This is a genomic window from Paenibacillus sp. strain BS8-2 (genome assembly GCF_054483835.1).
In genome coordinates this window covers 3,709,750-3,734,501 of sequence record NZ_CM137010.1, presented here as the reverse complement: position 1 = coordinate 3,734,501, position 24,752 = coordinate 3,709,750, and the positions used below count along the sequence as shown (strand labels likewise).

Genomic DNA, 24,752 nt, shown 5'->3' with positions numbered 1-24,752 from the left:
TCCCTCCTCAGCAATGGAAATGACAGACCTCATAAACAAGGGAAGGGATAGAACAAACGTAATCGTATGTTCATCCCTTCCTCCTTTAATTCCAACAGATTTGGTTACTACCTTGCCTGATACTCCGCATTACTCCAGCTCCCAGAGCTCCGGATTGTAGCGGTAATAGCTGCTGCCGTATTCATCGTGCAGCTTCTTGCTTTCATCGAGATGCTCATTGCATAGACGCTTGGCCTCCGCCTGATCGCCAATAAGCAGCTTGTATTCGTTGCTTGCCAGCATGCTGCCCCCTTGCTTCAGATGGAGCGTAACCGTGAACTGGCCAACGGCATCGGCATCAACATTCCATCCGATATCGCTGAATTTGGCAGAGCTGTTGGACGCGACCTGCGCATCAACCGCCCCGCTCTGAACGATCTCGTTCTTATGATTGCGCAGCGTCCACTCCAGCACGGTATCCCCATAGTCTTCATGGTAGTCGTTGACAATCCACAGCTCGCCCTCGAACGTCTCGCCCGGATTCCATCTTCTCTTGGCAAATGCCAAGCTTGGCAGCAGCGGCTGATAGCTTGTCTTCACATAGTCGAAGCTTAATTTCTTCAAGCCATAATAATCGACGAGTCCCCACTTGATGTCGGGCCAATGTGTAATAAAGTGGCACAGTGACACGCCGCTCATCCGCGGCTTCCGTCTCCGGTACAATTCAAGCGCATATTGCAGAATGGTGCCATGTGCAATCTGAGTCGATTCTACAAATTGCTCCAGTGAATCCATTCTCTTATCTCCGAACACTTCAATATTCAGTCCTTGGAGGATATAGATATCCGCCCAGTGATAGCCCCAGCTTGGTCCCATCGGCCATAGCTCATTCTCCGGGATAAACTTCTTCAGGCTTTCGATCGAAGGCGCCGAAGCAGCCGTTAATTCAGGAATAATGGAGCAATCGAGCGACGGGTAAAATTCCTCCATAAAGTTCCGGCCGCCGCCGTAATAATGCTCATTGGCATGCTGGGATTCCTTGGGCTTGAAGCCCATGCTCTGGCCGAATTCATTGCTGAGCGGCGATGCCAGTCCGTAAGGCACGGATGTATACTCACCAATTGCAACACCGATCGCTTCCATTAGCTCCTTATTGCCGCTCTCTACATGGGCATCCGTGAAGAATACTTCTTCTCCGCCCATCCAATATATATTTGAAGGATGATTGCGGCGCAGCTTCACGATCTCAATACATTCCTTGGAAACCGACTCCACGAACGCCGGATCGTTGGAGAACGCTTGCGTGGAGAACGTAAAGTTTGTCCATACCGTGATGCCAAGCTCGTCGCACAGCTTATAGAAGGTCGGAATTTCCGGCGGATGCCAGCCGAAGATTCGCAGATTGTTTATGTTGCAATCCTTCACCAGCGTCAGCAGATGCTCGTATTTCTTCGTGCTGTTCCTTCCATATAAGAAGGAAGGCTGACCGCCCCAGCATGCGGAGCGCAGGAACTGACGTTTGCCGTTAATAACGAAGGTCCACGGATATTCGGATTCCTCTTCTGTGAAACCCGGGTTCTTCTCCATCACAATTGTCCGGATCCCGATTCTATCCTCCATACGATCGAGCTCCGAGCCATTGCTCTGCACGCTAATCTCAAGATCGTAGAGATGAGGTGTCCCCATATCCCACGGCCACCAGAGCTTTGCGTCTGCAATCTCCACACTTGTTTCGGCCACATGGCTGCCGGATCGAACAGCAGCCTCCACCGTATGCGTAATCTTCTCCGAGACGAAGTTATGACCCTTCATCGTTAACTGAAGCTGAACCGTCTTCGTCTCCGTAGACATGTTGTCGAGCTCTACCTGCACATGTACTGCGGCGCCCCCATCCTTAAGCTCGGACTCCGTACGATAATGGACAATACGCACGTCCTCCGTAGCAACCAGACGTACCGGACGCCAAATGCCGAATGGCACCAGACCGGTGAAATAATCGCCGGAGAAGTTCACCTTCTTGCCGCCGACATTGCGGAAGTTCTTAGGAGGCGGATCCAGCTTGACTGCCAATTGATTGGAGCCGCCAGCCCATTGATCAAAGTTCAGATATTCGCTGACCTCGAAGGAGAATGGCGAGAACATCCCCTCATGACTGCCCAGCAGCTGGCCGTTCAGCCATACGGTACAGCTATAGTCGACGCCTTCGAATTCCAGATGAACCTTCTTTCCCTTCATATCCCCCGAAACGTTGAACCTGCGAATGTACCACCATTCGTACTCCTGCACCCACTTCGCCTTGTGCATATTGCGACCGAAATAAGGATCCTCCAATTCTCCAGCGCGCTGAAGATCGGTGTATACGTCCCCCGGCACAGATGCGTAATTCCAGCTAAAGATGACACCCTGACGCTCTGCCGGGAGGATATGGAATCCTTCGCGTTCTCCCTCTCCAACTCTCATCTTTTCCATCTGCCAGAGCTTGCCGCTTAAATCCTTTACTACTCTTGACATTCCATAGCCTCCAATGCCATTTCTGAAGTTATATACAGAACAAAGATCCGAAATAATTATTTATTTTATAAATTACGGAACGTTGTTCCATTTTTATAAATTATACAATCGCATATGCTAGGCGTCAATACCATACCGTATTATTCATCTTCCTTAAACACAGGTTTTAAGGTGAACTGGAAGTCGAATTGCTTCTCGTTCAGCTGATATTTCTCCATCAATTTAGGACCACAGGCATGAGAGCCTACTCCGCTCATCTTGTAATCGAGCTGAACAATCGTTTCCCTGCGCTTCTGCAGCTCGTACGTATGCTTAGCCGCCGCCAGATCCTGAGGCAAGTAGTGAGAGACATTCATGGAGAAGGACTCTTCGCTGTCCATCAGCAGCCCCATGCCAAGCTCGTTGGATACGATGGCCCATTCTGTACCCCATCTGGAGCCATTCTCCTGTGGCATCACGTAACGCTCGCCCATCTCGTCTACCCGCTGCAAATATCTGCCCTTGCGAACACTCTGCCGCTTGTCCACGTAGCTTTCATGAGGACCGTAGCCGACGTAATCCACCGTGTTCATGGCTGCCGGCATCCTAAGCTGCAGCCCGAAACGAGGCAAGAAGTCAATCTCCTGCTTTACCTCGACGCTTGTCTTAACAGTTACCGCTCCCCCCGCATCTATATGCCACTTTGCCACTCCCCGCACAATCGGCTTGCGTGTGTAGAGACCCAAGGAAAACTCGGTCGTGACCACAACCTCTTGCTCACTTGGCTGCTCCCAGTCGCAACGATACACCTTCATACCGGCATGCTCCAGCCCTTCATACTCCCATCTGGAGACGAGCGGCCTGTCATTATCCAGCGGGGCACGCCACATATTAAAGGATAGCGGCTGCTCCAGCAGCTCCACGCCATGGCGCGCCAGCTGATCCGGCACACCTCGCCGCAGATCAAAGGAATAAACGAAGTCAAAGCCTGATATCCGGAGCTTGCGATCCTGCTCAAGCACCAGGATGGAGCTTCTAGAAGTTTTGTTCTCGTATGGCTGAGGAGCCAGACTTGCGTCACTTGCCGTACATTCGAATTGCTGGAACATGATTTCATGACCGCGATCCGCCCACATACTCTGCTGCTCCTGGCAGCAGGTTATGGTCAGCACAACCGCTCCAAGCGCACGCAGATCAGATTGAAGCGGAAGCTGCACTTCTTCGCCTGTATGCGGAGCCGTTTTCAATCCGCACAGCTCGCCTTGCTCGATGAGCAACCCCTCACGCTCCAGCTTCCAGTAGAAGACCAGATGGGAGAAATCAACGAAGTCATACAGATTACGGATACGCAGCCTTCCCTCCTCCAGCTTAATCGCTTCGATTCGAACCGGCGCTATCACCTGCTTCAGCTCCAGCAGACCGGTATGCGGCGTACGATCGGGAGCTACAAGTCCATCAATGCAGAAATTGCCGTCATGCGGCTTCTCGCCGAAGTCGCCGCCGTAAGCATAATATCTTTCGCCGTGCTCCGTCTCCCTTTCAATGCCGTGATCGCACCACTCCCACACACAGCCGCCCATTAGCTTCGGCTCAGCGTAGATGACATTCCAATAGTCCAGCAGATCGCCGGGTCCATTGCCCATCGCGTGGCTGTACTCGCACAAGAACAGAGGTTTGTTATTCGCCTCATCCTTCGCATAAGCCTCAATCTCTGGAACAGAAGCATACATCCGGCTCTCCATGTCCAGTGCGCTTGTATCCGGATGACCCAGGTACAGAGAAGCGGCTCCTTCATAGTGAATCGGCCTTGCGCTGTCCCTCTCTCGTGTCCACTTTGCCATCGCAATATGATTGGGCCCATATCCGGACTCGTTGCCCATCGACCAGATCACTACACAAGGGTTGTTCTTGTCTCTCTCCACCATGCGAACCGCCCGGTCGACGAAGGCCTCCTCCCAATCCGAATTATTCGACAGCTGATGGAAATCCGAATATGATTGCATCCCGAGACCTTTGGCCATATTGTCCCAGTTATCGGCGATCGCCAACCCGTGGCATTCCAGATCCGCTTCATCTACCACGTAGAAACCGTATTCATTGCAGAGCTCCAGAAATCTGGGATCATTGGGGTAATGCGAAGCCCGAATCGTATTGATATTGTGACGCTTCATGACTTGAAGATCGTTGATCATATGCTGCAGAGGTATGGTCTGGCCAAGGCTTGGATGCGAGTCATGACGGTTGACGCCCTTCAGCTTCACGGCAACACCATTCACTCGGAAGACGCCCTCCGAAATCTCCACACGGCGGAAGCCGACTTGGAAACGAATCACCTCATCACCGGAGGATAGTAGAAGCTCATACAGCACCGGCTGCTCCGCATTCCATAGCTTAGGTTCCTTCACCTCCATATGAAGCTGACCAACTTGCCGTATTTCGCCTTGCACGGTAGCGATTTCCTTGCCATTTGGATCACGCAGAACAGCTTGTACAACAGCATCGCCGGTCGTCTCGATCTCCAAATTCAGCGCTGCCTCTTTGTCGTCATTCAGCAACGTTGTACGCACAAATACATCGCGAATATGCGCCTTGTCTCTCGCGAGCATATAGACATCACGGAATATACCGGTATATCTCCACAAATCCTGATCCTCAAGGTACGTGCCGTCACAATATTTCAGTACCATAACCGCCATTCGGTTAACGCCTGGGACGAGATGCGCGCCGATACGGAATTCCGCTGGAACCCGGCTGCCCTTGCTATAGCCCACGAAGCTTCCGTTCACCCACAAATAGAAGCATGCATTCACGCCCTCGAAGACCACATATTTATCCTTACTCGCCCATTCCGAAGAAAGGTTGAAGTCTCGGATGTACAGCCCTGCCGGATTATCATCCGGGACAAACGGCGGATCGCATGGAATCGTGTAATTGAGATTGGAGTAATGCATTTGATCGTAGCCGTTATTCTGCCAGCAGGAAGGAACTAACAGCGAGGACCAGCTTGCTGCATCAAAGTCCGCATCGTAGAAGGTATCGCGCACATCCTCTACGCTGGCATGATATTGAAATTTCCATGCGCCGTTCAAGGTCTGATAATAAGGGGAGCGTCCTCTCTTGCGCGAGGCGGCTGCTTCGACATCTCCATACGGAATAAAATAAGCTCTTGGCTTTTCTCGGTTTATATGCAAGGTGCGAGGGTCTTCCCAATATTTGTCGAACTCTAACAACGTTATCACTCCTACTTTTTGTTATGCTGACCAGCCAGGATGAGACGAAGAGCACTCGTTTCCGGAGGACCCGAGTGCTCTAAGTGTCATTCAGCCTGTCAAGGTATCAGTTGCCGGCTCCGGATATCCATGCTTCATAGTTGAATCTCACTCTGCCTGCAATCCACTCGTTCACTTCCCATAGCTCCGCTACAGGCTGTTGCGTGTAAGCAAGCGTCGGCATATAAGGGACAGGTCCGAATTCCGGCGTCATGGTGCTGACGGCTTCGCCCTTCGATTGACGACAGCCGAACATTCGTCTCCACCAGCCCTCGAAGCGCTCCCGCTCCACATGCCATTCGGGAGCTGCGGGATGCGGAACCTGCGGTCCTTGAGAGAAGCCGATTCTGCCGTGAATATGATAGGTGTGAGCGATAGCGAGCGTAATTTCCTCTTCCATATCATAAAGAAGCGATTCGCATACATTCGTCCAATGGCTGAAATCCGCCGTAATCCGTAATTCCGGGAACTTACGCAGCAGTCTTGCCGTTGTCCACGGCGAGAACATAGCCCGATGCCTGTGTGTCTCATGCGCAACAACAAGCCCGTTGTCAGCCTCTATCTGGAGCGCAGCCTCGAAGAAGCGATCCTGTTCATCGTCGCTCATACGATCACGGGCGCTGTGCGCAACAATGAGCTGCGGCTGGAAATCGACGGCTCTCTCCACTTGCTCCTTGAAGGACTGAATATGATCTTCACCGCCGGTAAAAATCTGGGCGATATAAGCAAGCGAATAAGTCTGAAGCGCTTCACGGAAGGCTTCCTCCTGCTCGGGCAGTGGCATTGGCGCTTCAATGCCGGTATATCCCGCATCTGCCGCTCGTTTGAATTGCTCGCGGTATGTGCCTTCCATCCCCCAAAGCGCTTTATAGAGATGTAGTTTCATGCATATATCTCCCTTCGCAGCCCTGCAGTCGCAGCTGTATGTCGAATGTTATCTGCCCATCCAGCCGCCGTCCACTGTGATAATTGTGCCCGTAACATAATCCGAAGCGGAGGATGACAGATAAATAACAGCTCCGTTCAGATCCTCCGGTCTTCCCCAGCGAGCTGCAGGTATCCGTCCCAGAATAGCGTCATAACGGACAGGATCCCCTCTCAGCTGCTCCGTATTATCCGTCTCGATGTAGCCGGGCGCAATTGCATTCACCTGAACGCCCTGCGAGGACCATTCATTGGCAAGCGCCTTGGTCAGCTGTCCTATGCCGCCTTTGCTGGCCGCATATCCCGGTACGTTGATTCCGCCCTGATACGTAAGGAGGGAAGCGGTGAATATGATCTTGCCCGCTCCACGCTCCAGCATGCCTTGCCCAATCTCCCTCGCCAATACAAATTGGGAGTTCAGGTTCACTTCAATGACATGATCCCAGTAATCATCGGGATGCTCCGCGGCCGGCTTGCGCATAATCGTACCGGCATTGTTCACCATAATATCGATATCTCCATGCTCGTCCTTCAACTTGGCGATGAAAGCATACAATGCCAGGCGGTCGCTGAAGTCGCAAGCATAACCTGAGAAGCTTCGTCCGGCCTTTGTAACCTCCCGCTCTACTTCGCTGCCCGACTCCTCCAGCGTCGCACTAACGCCGACGATATCTGCGCCAGCTTGCGCCAGTGCAATAGCCATCGACTTGCCAATGCCTCGCTTGCAGCCTGTCACTAAAGCTTTCTTGCCTCGCAATGAAAATAATTCCAGCATATCCATTCCGCTACCTCCCGCTTAATTGCACGCAATAAGAACCTTCATAACGCCGCTCCCGGATTCCATCTGCTCGAAGCCCGCTTGAATCTGCTCGATCGGATAGACTTCGCTGATCAGTCGGTCAAGCTGCAGCTGGCCGCTCGCCGCAAGCTGGATCGCTTGCTCAAAGTCCTCGTGCTCATACACCCGTGCACCGAACAGCTGAAGCTCTCTCCAGAAGAAACGATGCAGGTCCACCGGGACAAGCTTGCTGAATATGCCTACGATTACAATTCTTCCTCTAACTTTAGGAAGCTTGGTCATCACCTCGGCGCCAGCAAGCGAAGAGGTTACCTCGAACACAACATCTGCGCCCTTGCCGCCAGTTGCCTCCTGCACATATTCGGCCAGATCAATTTCCTTGGAGTTGCAGGTTTCGAAGCCAAGCTCCTCCAGCAGCTGGAGCCGATATGGATTAATCTCCGCCACGACAACCCTTGCGCCAGCGGCGCGGGCAACAAGCGCGATCAACGTGCCGATAGGTCCACCGCCGATCACAACGGCATATTCGCCAGGCGCCACCTTGCCTAGTCGAACATCATGACAAGCCACGGCCAGCGGCTCGATCATCGCGCCATGCTGCAGGCTGAGCTCGTCCGGCAGCAAATGCAGCGTGCTTGCAGGCACGGTCCAATACGATTGGAAGGCTCCGTCCGTCTCGATTCCCATGAACTGAAGGCGATGGCAGATATGACTGCATCCATCCTGACAAGCCGGACATTCACCGCATGGGCCCAGCGGCTTCACCGTTACTTTATCCCCTGGCTTATAGGCCGTAACCTCATCGCCAACTCGTTCAATGACGCCCGACATCTCATGACCTATGACTTGCGGCTTCATCACGCGATGATCCATATGACCGTGATAAATATGCAGATCCGTTCCGCATATGCCCGTATAAGCTACCTTGATTTCTACATCCCCAGGACCAGGCTCTCTGCGCGAGCCTTTGCCGACAACCATCGTTTTGTTCCCTTCATAGAACGCCGCTTTCATCCTATCCACTCCCTGTTCGATAATTAAAATAATTGCTTATACGGCTGCAGCAGCTCCCAGCGGAACTCAACACCCGTGCCCGGCACATCCGGCGCTACGGCTCTGCCGTCTTGAATAACAAGCGGCCGCTTCGTATATTGATCGATCGGGAAGCTGTGAACCTCCAGATAAGAGGCGTTCGGCATCGCCGACATCAAGCTGACATGCAGCTCCTGCATACCGTGTGTGCACACGGGCAGGTTGTAAGCGTAAGCAAGATTCGCAATCTTCAGCCAGCCTGTTATGCCTCCAATATTCGAGGCGTCAGGCTGCGGGAAATCAATTTTGCCGCGGGTGATCATATTGACGAATTCATAGACCGTATGGAAATTCTCGCCTGCCGCGATCGGCAAGCCGCCCTCCGAACCGATACGACGGTACCCCTCGTAATCATCCGGAATTGTCGGCTCCTCCAGCCAGAAGATTTGATGCGGAGCCAACAGCTTTGCCGCTTTGATAGAGGTTTCGACCGACCATTTCATATTGGCATCTACCATAAAGGTTCGGTCCGGTCCAATCAGCTCTCTCACAGCAGCCACCCGCTCGATATCTTCAACCAGACGCTCTTGACCGAGCTTGATCTTGACGGCCTCGAAGCCCTTATCCATATATCCCTTAATATTGTTCAGCAGCTTCTCCATGGTGAAATTGAGATCAATCGCTCCTGCGTAAGCCTTCGTGGAGGAATCGTTGCCGCCAAGCAGCTTCCATAGCGGCTCGTCGCAGCTTTTCCCGCGAAGATCCCATAATGCAATATCGATTGCCGAGATGGCGAACGATGCAATTCCCCCGCGCCCTACATAATGAATCTTCCAGTTCATCTCTTCCCAATGCTTCTCGATGCAGCTCGCGTCCTTGCCAAGCAAGAACGGCTTCAGATCATGCTCGATCATCTGACAGACCGCTCTTCCGCCAACGCCTCCGGTGTAGGTATAACCAACACCTTCACTGCCGTTCTCCAATACAATCGTGACGGTAATTAATTCAAAGTGCGAATGAATGCCATGCCGCGCATCTCCCAATTGTTCGGCCAGAGGCACGAGAAAATAATCGGTTTGGATATCAGTTATTCGCTTTCCATTAGCCATATTCTTCACCCTCTATTATCAATGATCAGAACTCGTTCGTTCCAATTAATGAAATGTTATTACACAAATTTATTTAAGTCAACATAAAATCGGAACAAACTATCAAATAATAAATGAGATTGACTCATTTCAAAACATTAATTAAAATAACGGAATAGAGATGAAATGAAAGAAGGTGCTTCCTTTGAGCATGGATACCAATAAAACGAACTCCACGTTAGAGCGCGCATTATTCCTGCTTGAGCAGCTCGCCTCGAATAAGGGCGGGGCCGGAATCGGCGAATTGTCGGAAGCGACTCAGCTTCCCAAGAGCACGACACACCGCATACTGGAAACACTCATGAAGGCGGGCTTTGTTATGCAGGAGCCGTCAACGGAGAAATATTTTGTGGGATTAAAGGCTATCGAGATTGGGATGGCGGGGTTGCATAATATCGATTTAGTGGAGGCTGCGATTCCCCATCTGCAGGATCTGGCTGCCCAGACAGGTCAAACCGCCTTTCTCGCGGTTTACAATGAGGGTGAGGTCATCTATATCTATAAGGTAGACGGAAGCGCATCCGTTATTATGAATGCGATTCTTGGCTCAAGGAACCCTGTACATTGCACGGGTCTCGGGAAAGCCATTATGGCTTACTTCTCGCTTGAAGCTGTCGACAAGATTGTCACGGAGAAAGGGCTGCGGTCATACACGCCTACGACAATTACCGACCATCAACAGTTCCTGCAGGAGCTAAGCAAGATTCGGCAGACAGGCATTGCCGTTAATCGCGAGGAATACGATGACGGCTTAAGCTCCATCGCAGGGCCTGTGTTTAACTACACTGGCAAAGTAATCGCGGCAATCAGCGTTGCAGGGCCAACCGCTCGCATCTTCGATAAGCTGGATGAGCTGGAGGCACACGTAAAGGAGAAGTCCTCGCTCATCTCCAAGCGACTGGGCTTCGTACCGTCCATGCGCTCCGTTTACCTCTCATAATCTCAGGAAGGGACGTTGCCCGCGGGGCAACGTCCCTTCCCTATATATGTGTTTGGGCAGCATCGTTTGTACGATATTGTAACGAGCGGGGACATACAAGAAGCCGAGCGTCGTCTGTAAGAACGCTCGGCTCTTCCTCTTAGTCCTTTTGCTGCTCCGCCTTCTTGCCTAACCAGAGTACCTCCGGGTTGACCTTGTTCGCATAATGATGTTTGTAATCCTCTACCGTTCTGAACTTCAGAATATGATTCCACTTCGAATGGACGTTATGGCTCAAGCCCCAGCGAATGCCCTCAAGCGGACTGCGCTCCGTATCCGCTGTCCGGAATGGACCAGCAGCCTCTGGCGGGTTTTTGATAACAGCCTCAATCTCGAAATTAATGCCGTCATGTGCGTATTGAATCGTATTTTTCTCCGGTCCGTCTGTCGACAGAAGTCCCGCCATGCCGCCACGGTAGTGCCATAGCAACGTCTCGTGTCCGCTGTTGGTAACCGGATTGTATTCTGACTTCACATATGGACCTTCCGGATGATCGGAGATCGCGACGCCCCACTTTGTCGTCCGTCCGCCAAAGGTCATTTCTTCACCCTTCTGCTCGCCTTTATAATACAACCAGAACTGGTTATTATAATGGAAGAGAACGGGATCATGCACCTTCAAGCTGTCGAAATCCCCTTTGTGCTTCACTGTCAGGCGATTATCGTCATCCCCGAACCATTCGCCGTTCATGGCAGGTCGGAGAATCGGAGCATCGGTCTTGCGCCACGGACCTTCTGGCGACTCTGCGACTGCCATTGCAATATTTTCGTATTTTCTGAGCAGATATTGCCCTTCAATAACTTGATACACAAGATAAAACTTGCCGTCATGATGTAGAATTTCTGGCGTGAACACGCTCCGATCATCATAAGAGCCCTTTGGTCCTCTGCCGACTGCAAGGCCTTGCTCGGTCCACGTGTTGGCATCCGGGGAGGTTGCGTACCAAACCTCGGACTGATCCCAAGGGAATACCTTGGCATCTGGATCGCCCGTATTGAAGCCAACAGCTGCGCCTACGGACTTCGTATACCATACATAATAAAGATCTCCTACCTTGATCACACTGCTGGGATCACGGCGATGAATCCCCTCTTCATAACCCAGGCCTTCAATAGGCTCGTACTTGAATTCACAGAACCAGTCTGCATTTTTGGTATATTGTTTGCCTCGTATCGTTGCAGCGCTTTCTTTTTTCATCATTCAACCTTCTCCCTCACAGATGTAGATGTAGATGTTATAAAACATTAAATCATTTATTGACTATTAGTCAATAAATTTCGGAACTCATTTCATTTTTAATGAATGTCTAAATTATAACGCTCTCTTCTATTTTGGTCAACAATTCAGATCAAATTCAGCTGCTAATCAAGCGAACCCCTTCCTATTAGCAGGAAGGGGTTCGCTCTTCGCAATTCAAACCTTATACATCCTTCTTATATACAACCGGGTTAAGCTTGCTAGCCGCCAGATCGCCAGGAGCAAGATCAGGAAGCCAGCGCTTCAGATCGGTCTTGCGCGCGTTTGAATCCGGCTCGATAACCTTCGCATCATCCGCGTAATAGATAATAGTCATAACCTCGCGCATGGTGCTGGTCGGATTGCCCGGTGCGCTGTGCAGCGTCCAACCGTAATGCCAGGTTGCATCGCCTGCTTCCAGCGCGCCGTAATTTTCGACCTCAAGCCCCTTCGCCTCGATAAATTGACTCAGCGTTTTTTGGGATTCATCGGAGATGGCCAGCTTGCTGATGTAGCCAAACTCATGAGAGCCATTCGCGAAGTTCATCGAACCTACTTCCTCAGATACAGGGACAAGCGGCATCCACATCGTAACAAAGTTATTTGTATCTACCGGCCAATAAATTTGATCCTGATGCCAAGGCGTAATACCGCCTCCCGGCTCCTTGAATAAGGCTTGATCATGGTAAACCCTTACACCGTCTACACCTAGCAGCTCAGCAGCAATCTTGGCGAATCGGCGTGCAAATACGAAGCGTTGGATCTCTTCAGATTTCTCCCAAATGTTCGAAACTTGGATAAAGGCCTTGCCGTAAGTATCCCGCTCCTCAATCGGCTTGTCCTGATAGTTCAGTTCTTTCACTTTCTCGCCGATAACAGAACGATATACTGCAACCTCATCACTCGTAGCCACCTGACTCAGCTTGATATGTCCCTTTTGTTGAAACTGCTCGATTTGTTCATTCGTCAGCGCATAATCACTTGTTAGCTCTGGCAGCTTATTCAATTCCGACATTCTAACACACTCCTCATATAGTTGTTCAACTCTTGATATTCCATATGTTATCATGGGTACAGCCCATTGTATTTGAACGATCGAGAACAATAGTTGCACATTACCGACTTATTGAACTTTATTGAACAGGAGGAGATTATGGTGCAAGCCGTATCGGAAACCAGACGCTTAAACCCGGTTGTTCACTGGGCGCAGCAGCATCGGCAGGCCAAGGAGCGTCTCATTGAACGGCGTATTCGAGATTTTGAGCTATTGTTATTGGAGCATGGAGAGGTCGAGGTACAGATTGAATCCGAGGCGCCGTTCCGCGTTCAGCCGGGACAGTTCTTCCTGCTGCCCGCGAAGCTTAGACACCGTGTAGAAGTGCTGTCGGAGCCAGATGCGCTGTTCCTGGGCGTTCACTTCGACTTCTACGATGAGCTGCATATTACGAAGGACGAAGATATCATTGTTTCCGTTGACATTGATGGAGACGATAATTTCTGCACCATGCATGATTCCACGGAATTTCTTGAATGGATGAATGCCGGCAGTCTGTATGCGACCTCCGAGGTTTACAGCGTGCTCGAAGCCATCATTCATGAGTTCACTCATCGGCCAGCAAGTTACATGATGTGCTGTCAAGGCTTGTTAATGCAGCTGTTCGCCCAGCTGTCGAGAGCGTTCCGGCATCATCAGCATAGATTGGGTGCGAGCGCAGGCATGCAGCGGGTTATTGCTGAATTAGCCGCAGCTATCGAGCAGAATGCGGGGGAGCTGTGGTCCAATGAGCGAATGGCGGACATGCTGAATATTAATGTGGATTATATGGGGCGATTGTTCAAAAAATGTACAGGTCTCAGTCCCAACAAATTTATCCAGCAAATCCGTCATTCAGAGGCGAAACGGTTGCTCCGCGACACAAACGATACGATCGAATGGGTGGGACATACGATCGGCTACTCCGATGTGCATTACTTTGTACGGATATTTCACAAATGGGAGGGTATGCCTCCCGGCGAATACCGCAAGTTCTGCAGGCTCCTGTAGGTAGGTTCATCTGTGAACAGCAGCAGTACCGGGAATATCTCCGCTGCCGTTTATGTTGAATTTATGTACCAGGGATATGATGAACGTCAGTGAACTTGTATGTTTCACTGTCTATTTATCCCATAGGAGGCGTTATGCATGTTTTACGGATTATTGTTGTTTGCTCACCTGGCAGGTCTCATGGTGTGGGTAGGGTCATTGATTGCAGTTATCGTCATGCTGCTAATGCTGAGAGGACAGTCAGGACAAGCCGGTGCCAATGAAATGTCGGCTCGCATCATCGGCATGATCAATCGTCTGGCTCACCCTTCCTCTGTCATCGTACTGCTTAGTGGCGTCACCATGATTATCAAGCTTGATCTGGGCTCTAACAAGCCGTTGTGGCTCAGTGTCATGGAGCAGGCCGGGGGAACCGTCATCTTGTTGTTTTTAATCGTCGCTGGTATCATGAGCAGCAAGCTCAAGAAACGATTGCGGGCTCAGCCATCCGGCACCGTCGGCATGTCCCGTTACTTAACGACCATGGCGGTTTCACTCACCGCAATTTTGACCATTGTTCTGATTGTCAGCTTGAAGCTATAAGGCTGAAGCTATACAATGACAACACAACGAAGGACAGCTGCCAGCTGTCCCCCTTAGGGGGCTTAATTCATGAAGCTATTAGTCGTAGACGACGATGTCCATATCCGGCAGCTTGTATCCATCCATCTAAGACGGGAAGGTTACGCCGTCCATCAAGCAAACCATGCCGAAGAAGCCTTAGCCATTCTGGAGGAGCATGCCGTTGATTTGGCCATCGTCGATGTGATGATGCCTGGCATGGATGGTTTTACACTAACCAAAATTTTATCGGAGGATTTGCGTATCCCCGTCATTCTTCTAACAGCCAAAGGGCAGCTTGAGGATAAGGAAAGAGGGTTTCTGTCAGGCTCCGAGGATTATATCGTAAAGCCATTTGAGGTCAAGGAGCTGCTGTTCCGGGTAGCTGTCGTGCTGAGAAGAGAACGGCGGGCCTTGGAGAGTCAGTTGAAGGTCGGCAATGTTGAAATTGATCGACATCACTTCGAGGTGGCCATTGACCAGGAGACGATCCTTATGCCGCTGAAGGAATTTGAATGCTTGGCTTTTCTTGCTGAGCGCGAGGGTAGAATCGTTCCCCGCTATGTATTAATGGAGCATGTATGGGGAACGCTTCACGATGGAAGCGAGCAAACGCTGAACACACATATGAACCGCATCCGTGACCGTCTGAAAAAATATGGGGCCACCATTGAAATCCAGACGATTCGTGGAATGGGCTACCGTCTTGAGGTTGTTCGATGATGAATACATTATATCGCAAGCTGCTGGTTGCCACTTTAATCATTATTGCCATCAGTCTAATCGCAGGAGCTCTCCTCGCTAATCTGGTCTATATGTTCTCCACGAAACAAAAGATCGACCAACATAACATAGACATGGCGTTGGAAATTGCAGCAACTCTGGAGCGTCATCCCTATCCCTCAAGCTTTGCAGACTATCTCGCATCCATCGGCAAGCTCGGTTACCAGATTGCTCTGGTTGACAGCCAAGGCGCAATGACCTTCTATGGACAACCGTTCGCCAAGACAGAGTTGCCAAGTGAAGCCTTGCGTGTGTTGACTCATCATGAAATTTATCATGGCATGAGCCATTTCTCCAATGAGCTGCTTTTGTTTGGCCATTTCTCCAATGAATTACGTAATACAGCAGGCGTACCGATCGAGCTGGAGGGTGAAACCTATGGCTTATTCCTCCGTCCGAACAACAAGCTTCTGTTCTCGGATATTCATATGATTCTTATCTGGTTTGTTGTGATCATCGCTTTCGTCAGCGTCATTGGCGTGCTAGCGTTCGCCAAGCGGTTAATTCGTCCAATTGTAAAGCTGACAGAAGCGACACAAGAATTGACAAGAGAAAATTTCAACTATCCGGTGCATATTGAAAGCAATGACGAGATCGGGCAGCTCGCCAGAAGCTTTCAATTTATGCAGAAGCAATTGAAGCATAACGACGAAGCAAGAAAAGCCTTTATCAATAACGTGTCCCATGACTTCCAATCTCCGCTAATGAATATTCAAGGATATACGGAGCTTATGAAGACCAGCGAAGGCTCATGGGCGGAGCGTCTCGACTACCTTGACATTATTAATCAGGAAGCCAAGCGGCTCTCCAGCCTGACCAGGCAGCTGCTGCTCTTGACATCGCTTGATCAACACGCCTACCCGATGAAGTATTCTGATGTAGCCATACACGAGCAGATCCAGGATACCATCCGGAGACATCAATGGCGTCTGCAAGAGCAATCCATTGAAGTATCCTACAAGCTTCCCCCCATCGTCATGAGAGGTGACGCCGAGCTTCTAGAGAACGTGTGGGAAAACCTGTTCACCAACGCGATCAAATATAACCTGTACGGAGGCGCAATCTGGATTCATATTGAACGAACCCGCGATTCGATATTGGTTGTGTTCAGAGACTCCGGGATCGGGCTCTCCCAAGATGCTGCCTCCCACATCTTCGAGCGATTCTACAGAGTTGATGCAGCGCGTCAAAAAAACGGGACAGGACTCGGCTTATCGATCGTCCAACAAATCATAAAGCTTCATAATGGCACCATTGCCGTTAGCAGCGAACCAGACAAAGGAACCGCCTTTACCCTCAGATTCCCTGTTGGTTAAGGCGGATCAAGAACATTTGCTTTATGCAGGCGCCGCCGCATAATGCCAGGTTTCCGTTTGACGCAGCAGTACAGCAGCATACGCCCGCCCCTTAAGCCCCTACTCTTGAAAAGTGGAATGGTGTGGTTCCGCGCCATGTCTGCGCCTCTATCGAATATGCGAGTTAACATACTTATTTCAATCGTTTAACCCTATCATATACTCGGCCCCAGATGGTTGTCCAATAGGACTAATATCTTTATTATTCTACTTTACACCCGCCAATAATGATCATGCGGATAACGGAAGGTTGTCGGCTGCTGGTGCCCGGCAAGCGCAAACCCCTCGGTAGGCCGATATTCATAGGGAACCTCATCCTTCGAATATGGAGCCTGCTTGCGTTGTTCAATACAGCCCTTCAATACATGTTGCTTTAAAGTCAGATATTCAAGCGTATGAGGTCCCCACTGCGCTTCAATTTCGCCTGGGCGAAATTCATAATAGACCGTTCTGCGAAGCGCATTGCCGTCACCTTCCGGCGATCCATGCAGCACCATGATATCATGGAAGATAACATCTCCCGGATTCATTGGGACCGGTATCGCGTCTGAAGTATCAAACCCTGGACGCGAGCATCGCTCGTCACATGTTTCCTTGTCCCACTTGTTGCTTCCCGGAATGACCCATAGGCATGATTTGAGATCCGCCTGATCCAGGTAAAAATCAACATTAAATATAGGTCGGCTGTCCGTACATCCTTCCGGAACTGCCCAGTCGCGATGCCAAGGCACAACAGCACCTTCGTTCGGCACTTTGACAACCATGGAATCCCATGTCGGTATAAAATTTGGACCTTGCAGCTTCTCCACCGATTTCAATATAAATGGATGACCTAACAATACCTTCATCGGGTCGCTCTTATCGATCACATATTCGATACGCTTCAATATGCTCCGTCCTGATTTGCCTCCCCGGCTATACATATAATCCGGATCATGATCCACGCCTGCAATACCTTTGTCGTATTGTTGCTTCATCTCATCCTGCACCATTTTCAGTTCCTCGCCAGCAAGTGCATTTCGTACAATGAGAAACCCATTATCCAGAAAAAATTGTGCTTGTTCATCAGAAATCACCGATTGTTTACTAGCATCTGCTTCAAGAATTTGATACGCTGAAATTGTCATCTACACCAACTCCTTATCGTGTTTCTTCCTCCTTATTTTAGCAAATTGTATGTATTTGTATTTAGTAAAAAGGCAGAATTAAGTTGCCGAAATCACACTCTATATCATTACGAGTGACAAGCTGATAGCACAATGGAGGTGAACGATTGAAATCGCTTCAATTAGAATTATTGTCGGCTGAGCAATCCAGAAAGGCCATGCCTGAAATCTACTTTCCTCCCTTCATTACGCTTGCTCATCACTTTAACGCACCACGGAATTGGGGGATTCCTGGGAGAGCATTAAAGCAATTTCAGTTCCAATATGTCATGGAAGGTTTGGTTGAATATACGATTGCAGGAACAACTTATATGACAAAACGCGGGGATTTGATCCATCATGCGCCGGATGAATGGCATGAAGTACGCACCTTGCATAACGAAAGTTATGTGTGTCTCTCCATCGTATTTCATTTTGGCGAAAGCGCCTTTCCTCTTCAAGAGTTGTTCAGCAACGAGCATTTCCTAGGAAATTTCTCGAATCACCCGATAGAGAATAAGCTTTCGCAGTTGGTTGCGCTTTATCATCAACCGGGCTTGACGAATCAGCTCTACTGTCAAGGCTTATTATTGCAAATTATTCACGACGTTGTGGAGTGGAGAACGGAATATAGGCCGAGATCCAAAGCCTACAAGAAACAAAAGCCACTGCTCGTACTCATTAAAAATCATATCCTTGCTCACTATTCAGATGACGTATCACATGCCGATCTTGAGCGTATTTCAGGGTTAAGCAGAAACTATATCATCTCTATATTCAATAGAGAATATGGAATGACCCCTTTCGAGTATCTCGGGTGGATTCGGGTGGAGCGAGCAAAGGAGCTTGCTATGCAGACTAACTTATCTATCGGTGAAATTGCGGAAAAGGTCGGTTATGCAGACGTGCATACATTCGGGAGAATGTTTAAGAGAAAAACGGGGATGAGTCTCAGCCATTTCTGTGCATCCATCACAACCAATAGCTAGCTAACGATGACTATGTAGGAGCAAACTTATGACGAATCAGCCCATTCATGAATCGTATAATCTAGAGCTTCATCAACTGGAGAGAGCTTATTATCCTTCCTTAAACGTACAAATGCCGAGAACGGCCTATTGGATTGTCAGTTATATCCTGGAAGGGGAAGTGACCGTCACTACGCCGCTCGAACGGTCCATAGCAAAGCAGGGAGATGTCATGATTCATCCTCCCGGCATCGCGTTCTCAGAAGAATCATCGACCAGCGGCATACATCTGTGGATGATGTTTCATGCTAAGAACGCCTTCCGGATTGATCTATTGTCACAATATCCTGTGCCTAGAATATTAACGCTTAGCGACAAGCAGCACTATCAAGCCTTGTTCGCCAAGCTCGATGAAGCCTGGAATAACAAATCGCTCTCGTATCGAGACCTGATCGCGGCAGGATTTCATGCGCAGTTGTTAGCCTGTATTCTCGACAGCTGGCAAGCTGCCGGGATGCCTTCACGACCACAGAACGCCACAGAAGATGATCGATTACAAACAATCATTCACTTTCTCCTTGCTCATTATGAGAGCAAGATCACACGCGAACAATTAGCAGAGCTTGTCCATCTTCATCCTGTGCATCTCGATCGCATCTTTCAACAAACATTCGGCAGCACACCTATTCAAATGCTGAGAGAGATCAGACTACGAAATGTGAAGCAGCATTTAGAGAGTACTTCACTGCCGCTATCGGAGATTGCCATAAACTGCGGCTTTGGTGACTCTGCTTATTTGAATCGGTCTTTCCATAAGGCCTTTGGAATTACGCCGGGACAATATAGAAGCACGGCGCAATTGCAAACCAGCATGTATAGGCAGAATACGGATCAAAAACAATAAATGCATTGAACCTGACAAAACCTGTAGACACTGTTTATTGCTGGGCTTGAACGAACAAACGATACACACACTCTTCACTTTCCTGATAGCCCACGCGGATCGCTTTTGCGCGCAATTGGTTTTCCCCATTCTTAAGGAATAACGGACCTGTGTAGAGGAGCCATTGCGCGCGCTCCCCCTCATCTACAGCATAAGCGATGGAAGCTCCTTGTGTAGCGCTTATCAGTGCAACATACAGGGGTTGATCGAATTGAGCCGTATTTGTAATCGGAGGAACAATTGCCCCTTTCTCTTGTTGGATCGGATATAAACGCGGTGGCGCTGTTCGAGGCTGCTTCCCTCCTGGCCACATTCTCTCGACCATCTCACTCTCCGTCTGTTCCCCTAGATCGCCAACGCGACACATCCAATTGTCCAGTGCCTCACGAAGCCTAACCAGCTCCTTCCTGGCAGATGGATCCTGGGCCAAATTCCGAAGCTCGTGCGGATCTTGTTCACAATCATATAATTCCTCAACCGGCCGACTCGTCTGCAGCATAAGAGATTGGGTTTCATTCAAGGAGCCTTCTTGATGCAATCTCCACATCTCTTGCCAGATCGGATGTTGATGACTGTACGGAATCCATTGCAAATAAGGCTGCTCCGAGCAGTAGTTGCGTATATATTTGTACCTCGTATCCCTCACTGCTCGAATACGATCATACGACTCATCATAACGATCTCTTGTCGCATAGATGTACGTTCTTTCTGTTGCCTCTTCGCCAATAAAGACATTGCCTTGCATATGCCATGGAATTTGTGTTCCTGTGAGAGCAAGCACAGTCGGCGCGAGGTCCACCAAGCTAACCATGCGCTCATCCACACTGCCAGGCTTCAGATGCTGAGGAGACCGCACGATCATCGGAACATGAATGCCCGCATCGTAGGGCCAGCGCTTTGCTCTTGGCAATCCTTCTCCATGATCGCTCCAGAGGAATACAATCGTATTCTCAGCCAGTCCATCCTCTTCTAATTGTTGTAGTATTTGGCCTACCCTCTCATCCGCCTTGGCAATATTGTCATATTGTTTCGCAAGCGCTTCTCTGCACTTAGGCGTATCAGGCAGGTACGGCGGAAGCTCAACTTGATTACAATCCGTTTGTATTCCCGCTTCGGAAGCGAGCCACATGCCGCTCTCATGTGTCATCTCTGGATTAAACACAGAGAAGAAAGGTTGTCCCGGCTTACGATGACGCCAATGCGCCTCATGACCAACCTCGTCCCAAGCTGTAATTGGACAATCAAATTGATAATCCGTCTTCTCATTATTCGTGCAATAATAACCATTCGCTCTCAGATACTCCGTGAACACCTTCACATAATGAGGCAGCACGGCAGAATACGGGGTAGGCAATTCAGGGAAGTGTGGGTTAACATGCTGGGTTCTCATATGCATCGTCCCTATGGAAGTCGGATACATCCCCGTAATGACAGCCGAACGACTGGGTGCGCAAACACCAGCTGTCGAGAATGTATGGGGAAAACGACATCCTTCCGAAGCGAGTTGATCGATGTTTGGCGTTCGTGCCAATGGATCGCCATAACAACCGAATCTCGGACTGGTATCCTCTAGTGATATCCATAACACATTGGGGGTTAACCCTTTATCCACTGCGCATCTCTCCTTCATTGCTCTTCATCAGATTTGTTGATCTTCTAGCAATGGCTGGAATAACAATCGTAACCGATGTCCCAATGCCAATTCGACTAGCGATACGAACACCAAATTGTTTGCCATATTGAAGCTTAATGCGTTCATCCACATTTCGTATGCCATACCCGATGCGTACATCCGAAGCAGCGAATATGCTAGCTATTGTCTGTTCTTTCATCCCAATGCCGGAATCCACAATTCTGAATACGATGGTATCGCCATGTTTCCTTGCGCTGATTGAAATCTCGATTCCTCTGCTCACAATGGCATGCTCCAATACATTCTCTACAAAGGGCTGCAATATGAGCTTCACCGTTTCATATCCATAAATGTTGCAATCAATATCATCATAAATAATGAGATGATCACGATATTTGATTTGCTGAATTTCAATATAGGCCATCACTTGTTCTAATTCCTGTACGACCCCTATTACATTTTCTCCATTATTCAAGGTCAAGCGGTAGAACTTCGCAAGCCCTCGGACCATACGTTGTAATTGATCGATCTCCCCTATTGTTGCAAGCTTGCCGATAGACGATAACGTATTATAGAGGAAATGGGGATTGATTTGGGTCATCAAAGTCTCGAGCTCCGCTTCCTTCTTAAGCGTATTCGCTAGATAGACTTCATGAATGAGCATGTCGATCTCTTCGCCCATCTCATTAAACGCATGAGCAATTTGGGCAAATTCATCTCTGCCTTTCATGAATCTCACTTTCCTGAACTCTCCCGAACGGAAATGATCAATGGATCTAATAATTCTCCGCGCTCGTTTGGCATAATAGGAAGAGATGAACCAGCCTGCAATGACTAACAAGATACCCGCCAGCAAACAAATGGTGATGGTAATTTTCTGAACGCGGTTAGCTCCCTTCTCAAGCAAAGCATTCGGAACAAGCGCGACAACAGACCAACCTGTCTCATGTAAGTTCTCTTCGATCATGAGATAGTCATCAGCTGTCTGATTAATCATGATCTCTTTTGACTCCTCCGTTCCACCTGAGGAGAATAAGGTTTGTCCGTCCTCATCGAATACATAAATCCGGCTTCCCTCACCAATTCTGACATTGTCGACAGAATCCAGAATACTCTCTAATTTTACAATCGCTCGAACAAAACCATATTGATTCTGGTTATTAAAATCCGTTAATGGACGAAGCAATGAGATTTCGTCAAATTGCCTGTCGCCTTCAATCTGCTCCCACTCATATTCATTTCCCCTATAGCCCTGACTATTTGTTCCGTTCTCAGTCTTCCATGGCAGGTTCCTATACCAAGGCTGCGTCGTTATTCTCTCCATATGAAGCACATCGTACCGATTGTAGGTGGAAACAGGATCAACCGATACTCGTTGCGGGTAATTATAGATTTCCGGAATAGACGCATTATCCAGATACAGCTTCAAAGTCAAAGGATATCTGATATTTTGCAGGAGATTCTCCAGCGTAGGCAGGATGATGTTGACTGTAGTGTCATAGCTGTACCACCCCTGTTCGTAGGAACGTAACGCCTTCTGCATTTGCGTATTACCGAACAACAAATCCGAGATATTTTTTGCCTCATCCGTTTTGTCTACAATATTATTCCTGATCTGCTCCAGCGTGCCTAACACATTCTCTCTCGTTTGATCTCTTATCGAATGCACCGAAGATTCATAGGCGAAGATGCCGATTGCAAGGACAGGAATAAGACCGAAAATGAGGAAAAACACTAACAAAATGACGCCAATCGATGAAAGGCGATGTCTTGCGATCACTCTTTTGATCATAATAAACCTCTCGTTTGGCATTGTTTCCTGTAATCATTGGGAGTGACACCGATTAATTCCTTGAATTGCCTAAAGAAGTACGTAAGATTTTTATAGCCTACGCTGTCTGCAATTTCATAAATCTTTAATTTCGGATTTTTCAGCAGCTCGCAAGCATGCTCTAATCGAACCCGTATCAGATATTCGCTGAAATTTTCATTCATTTCTTCCTTGAAGAGATGGCCAAGATAATTCGGAGAGAACGAGAATACATTTGCTACTTCCTTGAGCGTCAGATTGACTTGCAGATTTTGTTGAATATACGCCACGATATCAATAATTAATTTATGATTACGATTCATCTTCTTGCGATGCAGCAGTTCAGAGATCTCGAAGCAACGACGACGCAGCCAGGATTCAATGTCATCAACCGTCTCAAAATCATACAAAATATTCAAATGTTCAAAGTCAATGCCAAGTATGCTTTGAAGATTTTCATTTAATTCACTTAAATTTGTATCTAATCTTGCCATGATATGAACCGTAAAGTTGTGTACCGTCATTCGTGTGCCCAGTCGATTCACAAGCACAAACAGCTCGCTTAAATAATCGCTGATGAACACCAGTTCATAATTGCGCATGGCCGTAAACAAGTGTTGCAGAATTTCTTCCAAGTTGCCCGCATCTCGGATCAAAGTGTCTTTTGTGTCTCCCTGACGAAGGATACGATTTTTCCCACAAAACAATTTTGATAATAAAATAGATTTTGTCTGATCAAAGACTAGTGGAATGCTTTCAATCTCTTTCGCAGGTTCTGATACCGCTATTGTGACAGTAAACGGTCCCAATTTGCGGCATAGATCGACGATTCGCTGAGCGAGGTTATTATCTTCGTGTATGCTATACACAACACAAAGTTTTGTTTCCTCCAGTCTGCACACGAAGATCATGTAATCATCCTGAAGATACGTCATTAATTGTTCGATCCAGGAATGAATAACATGCTTTCTCTGTTCCTCTGCATGTTTGCTTACTTTCAGAGAGACATCATCCGCTTCCAGGATAGCCAATTCATAACCAGAAGGAACAGCGTGACCCCCTGTTCTTCTAGCGATAAGATCCTTGACCGTTTCATTAAGCGGACCTCCTTCTAACCAGGAGATCAATTTCTCGTTGCGAAGCAATGGCAGCGATTCCTTCAGCGTATGCTCCATTTGTTCTCTTTCACGCTGCAAATCGAGCCTTAATTGAATGTCCGTCAAAGCTTTATTCAATTCTTCCTCATCCACTGGCTTCAGGATATAACCATGAGCCCCCAGTTCTATTGCATGTTTGGCATATCGAAAATCCTCGTAACCGCTCATAAATAAAATTTTCAGCTGTGGATCCCGATCAAGCGCTTTGCGAGCAAGCTCTAGTCCAGACATATTAGGCATTTTAATATCCGACACCAGAACATCGATTTTCTCATGCTGCAGCATTGCCAAAGCCTCAAATCCCCCTACGGCAACTCCTGCAACAGTCATACCATACTTGTGCCAATGGATGTGCTTCTCCATCCACTCCAGATCCAGGAACTCATCATCTACCAGCAATACACGATACATACACACACCTCGCTCATGGTTGCGGTTACATCTTTGAAGAAGAAAG

19 protein-coding genes are annotated in these 24,752 nt (G+C 48.8%); 7 read left to right on the top strand and 12 right to left on the bottom strand.

All coding sequences use genetic code 11. The features are described 5' to 3' along the window. Window positions 1-129: 129 nt before the first annotated feature. The 6 genes from ACX1C1_RS15885 to ACX1C1_RS15860 all read right to left on the bottom strand — a co-directional run bounded on the left by ACX1C1_RS15885 (window position 130) and on the right by ACX1C1_RS15860 (window position 9,602). Window positions 130-2,490, bottom strand: coding sequence for a glycoside hydrolase family 2 protein (locus tag ACX1C1_RS15885; RefSeq protein WP_458953146.1), 2,361 nt, complete (start codon window positions 2,488-2,490; stop codon window positions 130-132). A gap of 140 nt (window positions 2,491-2,630) precedes the next feature. After that, complete coding sequence (locus ACX1C1_RS15880; protein WP_458953145.1) at window positions 2,631-5,708, bottom strand: glycoside hydrolase family 2 TIM barrel-domain containing protein; 3,078 nt, start codon at window positions 5,706-5,708, stop codon at window positions 2,631-2,633. Window positions 5,709-5,805: 97 nt separating this feature from the next. Then, window positions 5,806-6,624, bottom strand: a complete 819-nt coding sequence (locus tag ACX1C1_RS15875; protein WP_458953144.1) for a sugar phosphate isomerase/epimerase family protein — start codon at window positions 6,622-6,624, stop codon at window positions 5,806-5,808. A gap of 48 nt (window positions 6,625-6,672) precedes the next feature. Further along, on the bottom strand, window positions 6,673-7,443 hold the full coding sequence (locus ACX1C1_RS15870) for an SDR family oxidoreductase (protein ID WP_458953143.1): 771 nt from the start codon (window positions 7,441-7,443) through the stop codon (window positions 6,673-6,675). Between the two features lie 15 nt (window positions 7,444-7,458). Beyond that, window positions 7,459-8,475, bottom strand: a complete 1,017-nt coding sequence (locus ACX1C1_RS15865) for a zinc-dependent alcohol dehydrogenase (protein WP_458953142.1) — start codon at window positions 8,473-8,475, stop codon at window positions 7,459-7,461. Between the two features lie 23 nt (window positions 8,476-8,498). Continuing rightward, window positions 8,499-9,602, bottom strand: a complete 1,104-nt coding sequence (locus ACX1C1_RS15860) for a mandelate racemase/muconate lactonizing enzyme family protein (RefSeq protein ID WP_458953141.1) — start codon at window positions 9,600-9,602, stop codon at window positions 8,499-8,501. Between the two features lie 190 nt (window positions 9,603-9,792). Between ACX1C1_RS15860 and ACX1C1_RS15855 the strand changes: the two genes are divergently transcribed. Then, a complete protein-coding gene (locus ACX1C1_RS15855) occupies window positions 9,793-10,581 on the top strand; it encodes an IclR family transcriptional regulator (RefSeq protein WP_458953140.1) in 789 nt (262 codons plus the stop codon). A 139-nt stretch (window positions 10,582-10,720) separates the two neighbouring features. Here the strand turns inward: ACX1C1_RS15855 and ACX1C1_RS15850 are convergent, their stop codons facing one another. Next, window positions 10,721-11,821, bottom strand: coding sequence for a glycoside hydrolase family 117 protein (locus ACX1C1_RS15850; RefSeq protein ID WP_458953139.1), 1,101 nt, complete (start codon window positions 11,819-11,821; stop codon window positions 10,721-10,723). Window positions 11,822-12,041: 220 nt separating this feature from the next. Further along, window positions 12,042-12,872 carry a phytanoyl-CoA dioxygenase family protein gene (locus ACX1C1_RS15845; RefSeq protein ID WP_458953138.1) on the bottom strand — a complete coding sequence of 277 codons (831 nt, stop codon included), beginning with the start codon at window positions 12,870-12,872 and terminating at the stop codon, window positions 12,042-12,044. A 138-nt stretch (window positions 12,873-13,010) separates the two neighbouring features. Between ACX1C1_RS15845 and ACX1C1_RS15840 the strand changes: the two genes are divergently transcribed. From ACX1C1_RS15840 to ACX1C1_RS15825, 4 genes are all read left to right on the top strand, one after another. Next, window positions 13,011-13,901, top strand: a complete 891-nt coding sequence (locus ACX1C1_RS15840) for a helix-turn-helix domain-containing protein (RefSeq protein WP_458953137.1) — start codon at window positions 13,011-13,013, stop codon at window positions 13,899-13,901. Between the two features lie 138 nt (window positions 13,902-14,039). Continuing rightward, window positions 14,040-14,483, top strand: a complete 444-nt coding sequence (locus tag ACX1C1_RS15835; RefSeq protein ID WP_458953136.1) for a hypothetical protein — start codon at window positions 14,040-14,042, stop codon at window positions 14,481-14,483. A gap of 69 nt (window positions 14,484-14,552) precedes the next feature. After that, window positions 14,553-15,224: a response regulator transcription factor gene (locus ACX1C1_RS15830; RefSeq protein WP_458953135.1), complete on the top strand. Its 672-nt coding sequence runs from the start codon at window positions 14,553-14,555 to the stop codon at window positions 15,222-15,224. Next, the gene (locus ACX1C1_RS15825) at window positions 15,221-16,600 is read left to right on the top strand and encodes a sensor histidine kinase (protein WP_458953134.1); all 1,380 of its coding nucleotides are present in this window, start codon (window positions 15,221-15,223) and stop codon (window positions 16,598-16,600) included. Before ACX1C1_RS15830 ends, ACX1C1_RS15825 begins: the two co-directional genes overlap by 4 nt. Before the next feature lie 251 nt (window positions 16,601-16,851). Here the strand turns inward: ACX1C1_RS15825 and ACX1C1_RS15820 are convergent, their stop codons facing one another. After that, window positions 16,852-17,766 (bottom strand): phytanoyl-CoA dioxygenase family protein, encoded by a 915-nt coding sequence (locus ACX1C1_RS15820; protein ID WP_458953133.1) that lies wholly within the window; start codon window positions 17,764-17,766, stop codon window positions 16,852-16,854. A gap of 146 nt (window positions 17,767-17,912) precedes the next feature. Here ACX1C1_RS15820 and ACX1C1_RS15815 point away from each other — a divergent pair, with 146 nt between their 5' ends. Beyond that, window positions 17,913-18,773: an AraC family transcriptional regulator gene (locus tag ACX1C1_RS15815; RefSeq protein WP_458953132.1), complete on the top strand. Its 861-nt coding sequence runs from the start codon at window positions 17,913-17,915 to the stop codon at window positions 18,771-18,773. Between the two features lie 28 nt (window positions 18,774-18,801). Then, on the top strand, window positions 18,802-19,656 hold the full coding sequence (locus tag ACX1C1_RS15810; RefSeq protein WP_458953131.1) for an AraC family transcriptional regulator: 855 nt from the start codon (window positions 18,802-18,804) through the stop codon (window positions 19,654-19,656). A gap of 34 nt (window positions 19,657-19,690) precedes the next feature. Here the strand turns inward: ACX1C1_RS15810 and ACX1C1_RS15805 are convergent, their stop codons facing one another. Genes ACX1C1_RS15805 through ACX1C1_RS15795 form a run of 3 tightly spaced genes read right to left on the bottom strand, consistent with a single transcriptional unit; the run spans window position 19,691 to window position 24,706 of the window. Further along, on the bottom strand, window positions 19,691-21,307 hold the full coding sequence (locus ACX1C1_RS15805) for a sulfatase family protein (protein ID WP_458953130.1): 1,617 nt from the start codon (window positions 21,305-21,307) through the stop codon (window positions 19,691-19,693). After that, a complete protein-coding gene (locus tag ACX1C1_RS15800) occupies window positions 21,300-23,120 on the bottom strand; it encodes a cache domain-containing sensor histidine kinase (protein WP_458953129.1) in 1,821 nt (606 codons plus the stop codon). Before ACX1C1_RS15800 ends, ACX1C1_RS15805 begins: the two co-directional genes overlap by 8 nt. Then, the gene (locus ACX1C1_RS15795; RefSeq protein WP_458953128.1) at window positions 23,117-24,706 is read right to left on the bottom strand and encodes a response regulator transcription factor; all 1,590 of its coding nucleotides are present in this window, start codon (window positions 24,704-24,706) and stop codon (window positions 23,117-23,119) included. The genes ACX1C1_RS15800 and ACX1C1_RS15795 overlap by 4 nt, the downstream gene beginning before the upstream one ends. Between the last annotated feature and the right edge of the window lie 46 nt (window positions 24,707-24,752).